Raw genomic sequence first — 11864 nt, forward strand, 5'->3', positions numbered from 1 at the left:
TGGAGACGCCACATGCCGGATGCCGGCCCCATCGCCACCGCAAATGCGAATGTTGCCCTCCGCCTCGCGGAGGCCCTCGCGCGCCATGGCGTGACCACCACCTTCGGGCAGAGCCTGCCCTCCGCCTTCCACCTCGCCGCCCCCCATGCCGGCATCAGCCAGACCGTCTACCGGCAGGAGAACATGGGCGGCACGATGGCCGACGGTTACGCGCGGATCTCCCGCAAGGTGGGCGTGGTCACGGCCCAGAATGGGCCGGCCGCGACGCTGCTGGTGCCGCCGCTCGCCGAAGCGCTGAAGGTCGGCATCCCGGTCATCGCGCTGGTGCAGGAAGTCACTCGCGACGCAGTGGACAAGAACGCCTTCCAGGAACTCGACCACATCAAGCTGTTCGAGGGCGTGGCCAAATTCGTCCGCCGCATCGACCGCGCCGACCGGCTCGAGGATTACGTGGACATGGCCTTCACGGCGGCGACCTCCGGCCGCCCCGGACCGGCGGTGCTGCTGCTGCCCGCCGACCTGCTGCTCGAGAAGGCCACGGCCGCCTCGCAGCGCCGCGCCGTGCTCGGCACCTTCCCGCTCGACCGCACCCTCGCCGACCCGGCGCGCATCGAGGCGGCGGCGGAGCTGCTCGCCAGGGCCGAGCGGCCGCTGATCATCGCCGGCGGCGGCGTCCACATCTCCGATGCCGCGGCGGAGCTCGCGGCTCTGCAGCAGGATGCGCACCTGCCCGTCGCCACCACCTTCATGGGCAAGGGCAGCGTGGATGAGACGCATCCGCTCTCGATCGGCGTGGTGGGCAATACCCTCGGCCGCGGTGCCCGTGCCCACGAGCTGAAGCCGATGGTGACCGAGGCCGATGTCGTCCTCCTGGTGGGCAACCGCGCCAACCAGAATGGCACGGATTCCTGGACGCTCTATCCGCGCGGCGCGCGCTACATCCACATCGACCTCGACCCCTCGGAGATCGGCCGCAACTATGAGGCGCTGCGCCTTGCCGGGGATGCGAAGCTGACGCTCGCGGCACTGCGGGAAGCGATGCTGCGGCGGGACCTCTCGGCCCGTGCCGCCGCCCGCCCGAAGGTGGAGGCGCAAATCGCCAAGGCGATCGAGGGCTGGCGCAGGCTGGTCGCCAGCGTGACGATGCGTGACGGCGGCCCGGTGCGGCCGGAGCGCGTCGCCGCCGAGATCGACAGGAGGCTGCCCGCCGACGGCATCATGGTCGCGGACGCGTCCTACTCGTCGAACTGGATCAACATCTACATGACCGCGAAGCGCGCCGGTCAGCGCTTCCTCAGCCCGCGTGGCCTGGCCGGCCTCGGCTGGGGCGTGCCGCTGGCGATCGGCGCGCAGGTCGCGGCGCCGGGCAAGCGCGTCGTCTGCCTCGTCGGCGATGGCGGCTTCGCCCATTCCTGGGCCGAGCTCGAGACCCTGCGCCGCCTGCAGGTGCCGGTGACGGTGGTGCTGCTGAACAACGGCATCCTCGGCTTCCAGAAGCACGCGGAGGATGCGAAGTACGGCGACCACACCATCGCCTGCGACTTCGCCGAGGTGGACCACGCCGCGATCGCGCGGGCCTGCGGCATCTCGGGCCTGCGCGTGGGGCGCGGCGAGGATCTGGGCCCCGCGCTCGACGCGGCCTTCGCTTCCGGGAAGCCGGCGCTGATCGAGGTCATCACCGACCCGAATGGCAGGCCGCCGCTGAACATCTACTCCGGCCACTACCCGGATCCGTTCTGACCATGCTCGCCCTGCGCAAGACCCGGGCGGGATTCGGGCTTGAGGCGCTGGAGGTGCCGGAGCCCGGCACCCCGGAAGCGGGAGAGGTCCAGGTCCGGGTCGAGGCCGTGGGCATCTGCGGCAGCGACGTGCATGCCTATGAGTGGACCGACGGCTACGGCCACATGGTCCCCTGCCTGCCGCTGACCATGGGCCATGGAGTCGCCGGCCGCGTCGTCGCGGTCGGCGCCGGGGCGGCGGTGGCGGAGGGCACGCGCGTCGCCGTGCATCCGCGGCTGCAGCGTGGCGACGGGCAGGCCGCCTGGCCGGGCGACCCGCGCCTGCGCGGCGAGCGGCTGAGCCTCGGCCTCACCTCCGATGGCGGCTTCGCGCGCTTCGTCAATGTTCCCGCCGGCAACGCCCTGCCGCTGCCGGACGCCGTCGATGCGGAACTCGGCGCCCTGGTCGAGCCGCTGGCCGTGGCGGCCGAGGCCGTGCTGGTCGGCGAGGTCGGCATCGGCGACACCGTGCTCGTGCTCGGCCCCGGCACCATCGGCCAGGGCCTGGCACTGATGGCGCGGGCCGCCGGCGCGGGCCGGGTGATCATCGCCGGCCGCGCGGACCAGCCGCGCTACGCGGTGCTGCGCCAGCTCGGCTTCCACGACATCGTCGATGTCGCCGAAGGCCCTCTGGCTGAGCAGGTGCTGGCGACCAACGGTGGCAAGCTGGTGGACGTGGTGCTGGAGGCGACCGGCCATCCGCCTTCCATCACCGACGCCCTGGCGGTCCTGAAGCGGGAAGGGGTTCTCGTGGTCGCGGGCATCCATGCTGCGCCGCTCTCCCTGCCGCTGACGACCTTCGTCCGGAACCGGCACCAGCTTCGTGCCTCGCATGGTTCGGAGCACCGGACCTGGGAAAGCGTCATCGCGCTGCTCGCGCGTGATCCCGAGGCATACCGGCCGATGATCACGCATCGCATGCCGCTGCAGCGGGGGTTGGAAGGGTTCGAGCTCTCGCGCCAACGCGCGGCGAGCAAGGTGATCCTGATGCCCTGAAGCCGCCGGCGGGCCCGCGCGGCCCGCGCCGGGCGGCCATGCAACAGCGACAACCGACAACGATCCAGGAGTATCGAGCCATGTCCACAGCAACCGACCAGACGAGCATCCTTGCGCCCGCCAGGCTGACGCGCCGTGCGACCCTCGGGCTCGGCGGCCTTCTTGCGGCCCCTGCGCTGGCGCAGCCGCGCTTCCCGGACCGCCCGATCCGGCTCGTCTTTCCCTGGCCCTCCGGCGGGTCGGCCGATGCGCAGATCCGCGGCATGTGCGAGACCGCCGGCCGTGTGCTCGGCCAACCCATCGTCATCGACAGCCGCCCCGGCGTCGCCGGCACACTTGGCCCGCAGCAGGTGGCGGCGCAGGCGCGCCCCGACGGATACACCTTGACGATCATGCATCACACCGTGATGCGCTGGCCCTTCATGACGCGGACGCCGCGCTGGCACCCGGTGGACGACTTCACGCATATCATCGGCCTCGCCGGTTGGCTGTTCGGCACGGTGGTGAAGGCCGACAGCCGCTTCGGCACTTGGCAGCAGGTGGTCGAGGAAGCGCGCGCCAACCCTGAAAAGCTGACCTTCGGCGCCACCGGCGCAGGCTCCTCGCCGCATCTGACGATGGTCGAGATCCAGGAGAAGCTCGGCATCCAGCTGACCCACGTGCCGTATCGCGGCGGAGCGGAGGCAATGACGGCGACGCTCGGCGGCCATGTGGACATGGTCAGCGACAGCGCCGCCTGGGCCCCCTTCATCGATTCCGGCGAGATGCGCGCGCTGCACGTCTGGTCGCCGGAACGCTCGCCGCGCTTCCCGGCGGTGCCAACGCTGAAGGATCTCGGCGTCGACCTGGTCTCGGTTGCTCCCTACGGCATCAGCGGGCCGAAGGGAATGGACCCGGCCATCGCGGCACGGCTGCACGAGGCCTTCAAGGAAGGCCTGTTCGAACCGGCCAATGCCGCCATCCGTGCGCGCTTCGACCTGCAGCTCGCCTATTTCGACCCTGCCGGATATACGCGCTACGTCACGGAGCAGACGGCGCGTGAACGTGCCCTCGTGCAACGGCTCGGCATCAGCGTCGATGGCTGAGCGGAGGAATCCTGCCATGCCCGCATCAAGGACACCGTCATGAGCAACGCCGATCGTGTCGCCCTCGTCACCGGAGCCGCGCGCGGCCTCGGTGCAGCCATTGCGAGGCGCCTCGCCGCGGCGGGCCATCCGGTGGTCCTCGCCGACGTTCTTGACGGCGTCGATGCCACCGCGGCCGATATCGCCGCAGCCGGGCATCAGGCGCGCGCGATCCGTCTCGATGTCGCCGACGAAGCCGCGATCGCCGCCCTGCCGGAAGCGCTTGGCGACTGGTGGCAGCGCCTCGGCGTGCTGGTGAACAATGCCGGCATCTCGCCCAAGGTGAACGGCCGCAAGCGCCTGGTGGAGGACATCCCCACCGAGGAATGGCGCCGGGTGATGGACGTGAACCTCACCGGCCCGTTCATGCTCTCCCGGCAGGCGATCCCCGTGCTGAAGAAGCGTGGCTGGGGCCGTATCGTGATGATGACAAGCCAGGCCGCACGAGTGCCGAGCACCATCACCGGCGCCTACTACGGCGCATCCAAGACCGGGCTGATGGGCTTCGCGCGCAACCTCGCGGCGGAACTTGGCCCTTGCGGCATCACCGTCAACAGCGTCGCGCCCGGCCGCATCAAGAGCGACATGGTCGCCGGTGCCGCGCCGGGCATGAACGAGGCCTTCCTCGCCCGCATTCCGCTCGGGCGGCTCGGCGAGCCCGAGGATGTGGCCGAGGTCGTGGCCTTCCTTGCCTCGGATGCCGCGGCCTACCTCACCGGCACGACCATCGACGTCGGCGGCGGCAGCTACATGCCGTGATGCCGGCGGAAGCCTGGAACGGCACCAATGCCGGAGGAGATTCGGATGCCCAAGGAAGAGCCTTTGCCTGAACCGCGCGGCAGCACCCATTCCACCCGCCGCTCCGTCCTGGGCTTGGCCGGCGCGATGCTGGCGGTGCCCGCCCTGGCGCAGGGGCGCTACCCTGAAAGGCCCATCCGGCTGGTCTTTCCCTGGCCCGCGGGGGGGATCTGCCGATGCGCAGGTGCGGTCGCTGTGCGAGATCGCGACGCGCACACTGGGCCAGCCCATCGTCGTGGAGAGCCGGCCCGGCGCCGGCGGGACGCTCGGGCCGATGACGGTCGCGCAGCAGGCGCAGCCGGATGGCTACACCCTGACGCAGATGCACCTTTCCGTGCTGCGGCGCCCCTGGATGATGCGGACGCCGCAATGGGACCCGATCGCCGACTTCACCCATATCATCGGCCTGACCGGCTGGCTCTTCGGCACGGCCGTCAAGGCGAACAGCCGCTTCCAGACATGGAAGGACATGGTCGCCTATGCCCGCGCCAATCCCGGCAAGCTGACCTATGCAACCAGCGGCGTCGGCACCTCGAACCATCTGGCGATGGAGACGATCCAGGAGCGCGAGGGGATCGAACTGACCCATGTGCCCTATCGCGGCGCGAATGAGGGCGTGACGGCGGTGATCGGCGGCCATGTGGACATGATCTGCGACAGCTCCGCCTGGGGCCCCTTCGTCGAATCGGGCGCGATGCGGGCGTTGTCGGTCTGGTCCGGCGAACGCGCGGCGCGCTTCCCCGACGTGCCGACGCTGAAGGAGCTTGGCCATGACATGGTCGTGACCTCGCCCTACGGGATCAGCGGCCCGAAGGGTATGGACGAGGGTATCGTCCGCGTGCTGCACGACGCCTTCAAGGCCGCGCTCTTCGATCCGGACAATGCGAAGGTCCGCGCCCAGTTCGACATGCCGCTGGTCTATTCCGATACGGAGAGCTACCGCCGCTTCATCGTCGAACGCGTCGAGTACGAGCGCAACATGGTCCGCCGCCTCGGGCTCACGCTCGAAGGCTGATTCCACGCCGGGCCTGGCGGACATGGCGTTGGCCATGCCTGCCCTGACGCAGAAGCGCTTCCCTGCACGCCGGATCAGGCTCGGCGGACAGCGCCGCGAGCGGCCTTGGATCAGGGGGCGTGCACCACCGGGCGCGATTTCGCTGGCGTGAAGGCCGAAAGCGGGCCTGCCCATCAGACCATACGAAGTGAACGGGAGATTCGCCCAATGAGGATCGCGACCACGTGGAAATGGCTGCCCGCCGTGCTGGGGGGAATCCTCTTGCTCGGCACGGCTGGCGCCCGCGCCGAGTGGCCGGAGAGGGAAATCCAGCTCGTCGTGAATTACGGCGCTGGCGGAAATACCGATGTTTCGGCACGGGCCTTCGCAAAAGGGCTGGAAAGGCAGCTCGGCAAGCCTGTTGTGGTGGTCAACCGCCCAGGGGCGGAGGGCACGATCGGGCCCGCCTTCGTCGCGACGCAGAGGCCCGATGGCTACACCATCGGCGTGATTACCTACTCCACCATCGCCATCCAGCCGCATCTGCGGGATGTGCCGTACACCATCGGGAGCTTCGACTTCATCGCGGGGTACGGGCGCTTCCGCTACGGCGTCACGGTGCGTGCGGACTCGCCGTACCGGACGATCGAGGATCTCGTCCGTGCAGGAAAGGCCGGGCCGGGCCTGTTCTTCGGAGCGCCTTCAGCCCCGAACAACCTCGCCCTGTTCGAGCTTGCCCGCCTGACCGGGGCGAGGTTCGAGCAGGTGCAGTACAGGTCGGGCGCCGAGACCCTCGTCGCCCTGCTGGGCCGCCAGGTCGACGTCATTGTGCAGAACCCCTCGGACGTTGTGCCGCAGATCCGTGCGGGCCAGCTACGCTTCCTCGCTTCCGCGAGCCCCATGCGTTGGCGGGAGTTCCCCGAGGTTCCGACCTTCAGGGAGGCGGGTTACGACGTGGAGATCGACTCCTGGCTCGGGGTAGGGGTGCCGAAGGGGACGCCGCGCGAGATCGTCGCAAAGCTCGAAGCCGCGGCGCTGGCCGCCCTGCGCGACCCTGCGGTCGCCGAGCAGATTGCCGCAACGGGAGTGGATCCTGAGGCGCTGCCGGGGAGCGAGTACGAGGCGCTGCTGGCCAAGGGTTCCGAATCGATGGCCCCGATGCTGCGGCGGGCCGGGCTGGTGAAGCCCTGACCACAGCCATTCGGGGGCAGGCGGGGAGCCGCTTCGAGGAACCCTTCCGAAGCGGGGCCGGATCTCCGGCCTGCCATGAGTATGGGGCGGGCCTGGGTTCTGGGGCTCGGCCGGTAGGGGCAGAAGACCGGCTCCAGCATCGGCACGGCTTCGCCACCACGAACTCCACGCCGGCGATACCCGGCGCCGCCATATCGTTGGCGGCATGGGTGCCGCCACCGGTCAGCACCTCCGCGACGTCGTCGATCGCCTCCATGAGACGGCCCTTGGCGACATAGGCCGGGCCGCCGATCGGCGCCGCGGTGAGGCTTGGACAGGGGCAGGCCGGCGCACCTCCACGGCGTCCGGCAGGGTCTTCTGCCGAGCGACATCGAACACGCGCCGGCTGCAGCGGGCCGGTGATGGCGGAGACGCAGGCGCGGGTGGAACGCGAGGTGCAGCTGCCCCCCGGCTATTCCATCACCTGGGTGGGCAGTTCGAGAACCTGGAGGCGGCACGCCAGCGGCTTATGGTGGTGGTGCCCAGGGTCTTCTTCCTGATCTTCCTGCTGCTCCATGCCGCACTCGGCTCGCCGCGCGATGCCCTGCTGGTCTTCAGCGCGGTACCCCTGGCGCTGACGGGCGGCATCGCGACGCCATGGCTCCGGGACATGCCGCTCTCGGTCCCGGCCGCAGTCGGTTTCATCGCACTCTCCGGTGTGGCAGTGCTGAATGGCCTGGTCATGCTGAACCGCGTCAAGCAGTTGCGCGGCGAGGGGCTGAGCCGCGACGAGGCAGTGCGGCAGGGAGCGATGGATCGGCTACGGCCGGTGGCAATGACCGCGCTCACACCCTCCAGGCAGCGGGCTCTGTGCCGGGCAAGCGCCGCCGGGCCGATCCTTCCCCGCGAGGCGGAACAAGCCACGCCGCGGCCCCCACACGGCACCAACACGAAACGTGAAGCCAACGGCCGTCCCGGGAAAGCTAGGCTGCGCCGGGCTCCGCCGCCCGCCCCGCCAGCCCAAAGGGAGAGGAAGAATGCCGGCCAGCAGCAGCTTCAACCGCCTGGGTGCCCTTATCGCGCTGGGCCTCTGCCTGGCCCTCGCCGCCCCGCCGCCGGCCTGGGCGGCGCTGGTCTGGAACTGGAGCTACAGCGGCGCCGGCATCGCCGCCGGCGGCACGCTCACCACCACGGATACCGCGGATGCCGCGGGCTTCTACCGGATCACCGGCATCACCGGCACCCGCAACGGCGCGGCGATCACCGGCCTGCAGCCCACCGGCACGCCCATCCCGGGCAACGAGCCCTTCGCCGTGGACAACCTGCTCAGCGCCACCGGGCCGCAACTGACGGGCAACGGCTTCGGCTTCGCCCTCGCCGACGGCAGCTTCGCCAACCCGTTCTTCGCGGATTTCACCTCGCCCCCCGGCCATGTGGAATTCTTCTCGGCGCCGCCCTTCACCGGCGGCCCCAGTCCCGGGGACAGCGAATTGCCGGTGCGCTTCACCGCCACGGTGCCGGAGCCGGCCACGGCCGGGCTGCTGGCCCTCGGGCTGCTCGGCCTCGCCGCGGCGCGCCGGCGCTACCGCCCCCGCTCCTTCCGCCAAGCCGCCAGCAGCTCGCGGTTCGCCGGATCGGTCATGGGGTAGAGGCCGCGGATGCTGTGCCCGGCCTCCACCCGCTCCTGCACGAAATCCTCCACCACGGTCTGCTCGAAGGCTTCCGCCGCCACCGCCTCGGCCATATGCGCGGGGATGCAGGCCACGCCCTCGCCATCGCCCACCATGATGTCGCCGGGATAGACCGGCACCTCGCCGCAGGCGATCGGCACGTTCAGGTCCACCGCATGGTGGCGGATCAGGTTGGTCGGCGCGCTCGGCGCCGCGTGGTAGATCGGCCAGTCCATCGCGGCGAGTTCCGGCGTGTCGCGGAAGCCGCCATCGGTGACGGCTCCTGCCACGCCGCGGCGCATCAGCCGGGTGAGCAGGATGCCGCCCGCGCTCGCCGCCTTCGGGTCGCCGCGGCTGTCCACCACGAAGACCGCGCCGGGGGGGCATTCCTCGATGCCGCGGCGCTGCGGATGCGCGGGGTCGAGGAAGGCGTCCAGCCTGTCCAGGTCCTCCCGCGCCGGGATGTAGCGCAGCGTATAGGCGGGGCCGACCAGGCGCGGCGCCGCCGGGTTGATGAGCCGCACGCCCTGGAGGAAGGCGTTGCGGAAGCCGTGCTTGAACAGCACGGTGGTGAGCGTCGCGGTGGAGACGGCGGCGAGCTTCCGCCTGGTGTCCTCGTTCATGGCGCGGTCCTTTCCGGGGCGGGCACTCTGCCGGGACCGGCGGCGCGGTGTCGAGGCAGCGGCGGCCGGCGCCAATTTCCGGGAGACAGGCCGCCCCGCCTCGTCCAGGCTGCCGCCCGGCAGGAAAGGGTGGGACCATGCTGCGGCATATCGGCGGGATCGATCATTGCGTCGTGCTGGTGCGCGACCTGGCGGTGGCGCGGGACGGCTTCGCGCGGCTCGGCTTCACCGTGGCGCCGCGCGGCGTGCATTCCGCGCATATGGGCACCGGCAACCACTGCATCATGCTGCGGCGGGACTATTTCGAGATCCTGGGCGTGCTGGCGCCGACCGAGGCCAATGCCCGCTGGCGCGCCGTGCTGGAGACGCGGGAGGGCATGACCGCCATCGCGCTGCGCGCCCATGACGCAGCCGAGGGCGCCGCCGAGGTCGCCGCCCGCGGCGTGCCGACCCTGCCGGTGATGCGCTTCGGCCGCCCGGTGGAACTGCCCGGCGGCGGCCAGACCGAGACGCGCTTCAACACCTTCCACCTGGCCGAGATGCCGGCGCCGGGGCTGCGCCTCTTTGCCTGCCAGCACCTGACGCCGGAGGCCACCTGGGTGCCCGGCCTGATGGACCACCCCAATACCGCCGAGGGCCTGGCCGGGATCGAGGTGCTGGCGGCGGACCCGGCAGCGGCCGCGGCCGGCGTGGCGCGGGTGCTGGACCGCGCGCCGGCGGCCGAGCCGGACGGCGCGATGCGGCTGGAGACCGGCGCCGCGCCGCTCACCTTCCTGACGCGGGGGCAGCTTGCCGCCCGCTATCCCGGCCTCGACCTCTCCGGCCTGCCGGAGGCGGGGCCGGCGACCCTGGCGATCCGCGTGGCGGACCGGGCCGCCGCCGCGCGCTGCCTGGCGGCGGCGGGCGTGGCGGCGGCGGAGGGGCCCGGCGGCCTCGCCGTGCCGCCCGGGGCGGCGCATGGGGTGATCCTGGCCTTCCGGGGCTGATGCCCCAGGGGGGCCTGCCGGGACCGGTCTTGCATGGAATGCCGCCAACCCGGCATATCGCCGCCAGCAAGAGCGGGAGCTGGAACCATGCTGCTGACGCGCAGACAGGCGCTGACCGGAGCCGGGGGGGCTGACGGCCGCGGGCCTCTGGCCCGATATGGCCGCGGCCCAGGGCACGCCGCAGCGCGGCGGCACGCTGACCGTCCAGATCAACAGCGAGCAGCGGGTGCTGAACCCGGCCATCCAGGCCTCGACCGGCGTCTATGTCATGGCCTCCAAGATGGTGGAGCCGCTGGTCGACCTGGACGCGCAGGGCGAGCCCGTCGGCGTGCTGGCCGAGAGCTGGGAGAGCGCGCCGGATGGCCTCACCCACAGCTTCCGCCTGCGCCGCGGCGTCACCTGGCATGACGGCAAGGACTTCACCAGCAAGGACGTGGCCTTCAGCGCCATGGAGTGCTGGAAGAAGATCCTGAACTACGGCACCACGCTGTATCAGTTCCTCGACCGGGTGGAGACGCCGGACGCCCATACCGCAATCTTCAAATTCAGCCGGCCGATGCCGCAGGGGCTGCTGCTGCGGGCCTTGCCCGACCTCGGCCATGTCATCCCAGCGCATGTCTATGAAGGCACGGATATCCGCGCCAACCCCGCCAATACCGCGCCGATCGGCACCGGCCCCTTCAAATTCGTCCAGTATGAGCGCGGCCAGTTCCTGATGGCGGAGCGCAACCCGAATTACTGGCGCGGCAACGGGCTGCCCTATCTCGACCGCATCGTCTGGCGCTTCATCCCGGACCGCGCCGCGGGCGCGGCGGCGATCGAGAGCGGGCAGGTGCAATTGTCGCCCTATTCCAGCCTGTCGCTCTCCGACATCGCGCGGCTGTCCAAGGATCCTCGCTTCACGGTCAGCACGAAGGGCAACGAGGCCAATACCGCGCATACCGTCATGGAGATGAACCTGCGGCGGCAGGAGCTTTCCGATGTGCGGGTGCGGCGGGCGCTGTGCCATGCGCTCGACCTCGAATTCTTCATCGAGAATTTCCTCTATGGCTATGCCAAGCTCGGCACCGGGCCGATCCCCTCCTCCTCGGCGGCCTTCTACGTGCCGCGGCCGGCGCCCTATCCCTTCGACCGGGCGCGGGCGGAGCGGATGCTGGACGAGGCCGGCTTCCGCCGCGCCTCCCGCGGGGCGCAGCGCTTCGCCCAGCCGCTCAAGCTGCTGCCGGCGCCCTGGGGCGAATACACGCTGAACTTCGCCACCTTCATCCAGCAATCCCTGCGCGAGATCGGCGTGCGGGTGGAGATCGAGGCGCGGGATGCGCCGGGCTTCCTCACCGGCGTCTATCGCGACCACAATTTCGATCTCACCACCGGCTGGCACCAGTACCGCAGCGACCCGGCGGTGAGCACCACGGTCTGGTTCCGCACCGGCAGCCCGGTGGGCGCGCCCTGGACCAACCAGTATGGCTACAACAACCCGGAGATGGACCGGGTGATCGACGCCGCCGCGACCGAACTGGATGCCGGGCACCGCAAGGCGCTCTACCAGGATTTCGTGCGCATCGCGATCGAGGACGTGCCGGTGCATATGGCGGTGGAGCACGCCTTCATCAGCGTCTATTCCAAGCGCCTGATGAGCAGCCACAATACCCCGCGCTGGGCCAGCAGTTCCTGGGCGGATGTCTGGCTGGCGCCGGCCTAGCAGGTGCGCAGGCTCGGCCTTCT

Annotated in this window: 10 protein-coding genes and 1 pseudogene; 10 read left to right on the forward strand and 1 reads right to left on the reverse strand. The window is 70.7% G+C overall.

From position 1 onward, the window contains the following. The first annotated feature begins 12 nt into the window (after window positions 1–12). The 8 genes and pseudogenes from KSF81_RS01830 (at window position 13) to KSF81_RS01865 (ending at window position 8509) form a co-directional block, all read left to right on the forward strand. Window positions 13–1740 (forward strand): acetolactate synthase catalytic subunit, encoded by a 1728-nt coding sequence (locus tag KSF81_RS01830; RefSeq protein WP_217377484.1) that lies wholly within the window; start codon window positions 13–15, stop codon window positions 1738–1740. Window positions 1741–1742: 2 nt separating this feature from the next. Beyond that, window positions 1743–2774 (forward strand): zinc-binding dehydrogenase, encoded by a 1032-nt coding sequence (locus KSF81_RS01835; RefSeq protein ID WP_217377485.1) that lies wholly within the window; start codon window positions 1743–1745, stop codon window positions 2772–2774. A gap of 80 nt (window positions 2775–2854) precedes the next feature. Further along, entirely contained in the window at window positions 2855–3859 is a 1005-nt protein-coding gene (locus KSF81_RS01840) for a tripartite tricarboxylate transporter substrate binding protein (protein ID WP_217377486.1), read from the forward strand. 39 nt (window positions 3860–3898) lie between these two features. Next, window positions 3899–4657, forward strand: a complete 759-nt coding sequence (locus KSF81_RS01845; RefSeq protein WP_217377487.1) for an SDR family NAD(P)-dependent oxidoreductase — start codon at window positions 3899–3901, stop codon at window positions 4655–4657. A gap of 223 nt (window positions 4658–4880) precedes the next feature. Continuing rightward, window positions 4881–5711: a tripartite tricarboxylate transporter substrate binding protein gene (locus KSF81_RS01850; RefSeq protein WP_309139442.1), complete on the forward strand. Its 831-nt coding sequence runs from the start codon at window positions 4881–4883 to the stop codon at window positions 5709–5711. Window positions 5712–5918: 207 nt separating this feature from the next. Further along, window positions 5919–6881, forward strand: a complete 963-nt coding sequence (locus tag KSF81_RS01855) for a tripartite tricarboxylate transporter substrate binding protein (RefSeq protein ID WP_217377488.1) — start codon at window positions 5919–5921, stop codon at window positions 6879–6881. Between the two features lie 508 nt (window positions 6882–7389). Further along, window positions 7390–7650: pseudogene (locus KSF81_RS28855) on the forward strand (efflux RND transporter permease subunit); the annotation flags it as partial. Window positions 7651–7897: 247 nt separating this feature from the next. After that, window positions 7898–8509: a PEP-CTERM sorting domain-containing protein gene (locus KSF81_RS01865; RefSeq protein ID WP_217377489.1), complete on the forward strand. Its 612-nt coding sequence runs from the start codon at window positions 7898–7900 to the stop codon at window positions 8507–8509. Here the strand turns inward: KSF81_RS01865 and KSF81_RS01870 are convergent. Then, window positions 8443–9153: a ribonuclease activity regulator RraA gene (locus KSF81_RS01870; protein ID WP_217377490.1), complete on the reverse strand. Its 711-nt coding sequence runs from the start codon at window positions 9151–9153 to the stop codon at window positions 8443–8445. The genes KSF81_RS01865 and KSF81_RS01870 overlap by 67 nt on opposite strands. 137 nt (window positions 9154–9290) lie before the next feature. Between KSF81_RS01870 and KSF81_RS01875 the strand changes: the two genes are divergently transcribed. Both KSF81_RS01875 and KSF81_RS01880 read left to right on the forward strand, forming a co-directional pair. After that, the gene (locus KSF81_RS01875) at window positions 9291–10139 is read left to right on the forward strand and encodes a VOC family protein (protein ID WP_217377491.1); all 849 of its coding nucleotides are present in this window, start codon (window positions 9291–9293) and stop codon (window positions 10137–10139) included. Window positions 10140–10296: 157 nt separating this feature from the next. Beyond that, entirely contained in the window at window positions 10297–11841 is a 1545-nt protein-coding gene (locus KSF81_RS01880) for an ABC transporter substrate-binding protein (RefSeq protein ID WP_217377492.1), read from the forward strand. Window positions 11842–11864: the final 23 nt, after the last annotated feature.

Origin of the sequence: Siccirubricoccus sp. G192 (genome assembly GCF_019084075.1) — a bacterium.
Taxonomy (GTDB): Bacteria; Pseudomonadota; Alphaproteobacteria; order Acetobacterales; family Acetobacteraceae; genus G192.

Bases quoted from the DNA above. Each gene is read 5' to 3' on its own strand.
- KSF81_RS01855 (WP_217377488.1), top strand. From the start codon at position 5,919: ATGAGGATCGCGACCACGTGGAAATGGCTGCCCGCCGTGCTGGGGGGA.
- KSF81_RS01830 (WP_217377484.1), top strand. From the start codon at position 13: ATGCCGGATGCCGGCCCCATCGCCACCGCAAATGCGAATGTTGCCCTC.
- KSF81_RS01865 (WP_217377489.1), top strand. From the start codon at position 7,898: ATGCCGGCCAGCAGCAGCTTCAACCGCCTGGGTGCCCTTATCGCGCTG.
- KSF81_RS01870 (WP_217377490.1), bottom strand. From the start codon at position 9,153: ATGAACGAGGACACCAGGCGGAAGCTCGCCGCCGTCTCCACCGCGACG.
- KSF81_RS01880 (WP_217377492.1), top strand. From the start codon at position 10,297: ATGGCCGCGGCCCAGGGCACGCCGCAGCGCGGCGGCACGCTGACCGTC.
- KSF81_RS01845 (WP_217377487.1), top strand. From the start codon at position 3,899: ATGAGCAACGCCGATCGTGTCGCCCTCGTCACCGGAGCCGCGCGCGGC.
- KSF81_RS01835 (WP_217377485.1), top strand. From the start codon at position 1,743: ATGCTCGCCCTGCGCAAGACCCGGGCGGGATTCGGGCTTGAGGCGCTG.
- KSF81_RS01840 (WP_217377486.1), top strand. From the start codon at position 2,855: ATGTCCACAGCAACCGACCAGACGAGCATCCTTGCGCCCGCCAGGCTG.
- KSF81_RS01875 (WP_217377491.1), top strand. From the start codon at position 9,291: ATGCTGCGGCATATCGGCGGGATCGATCATTGCGTCGTGCTGGTGCGC.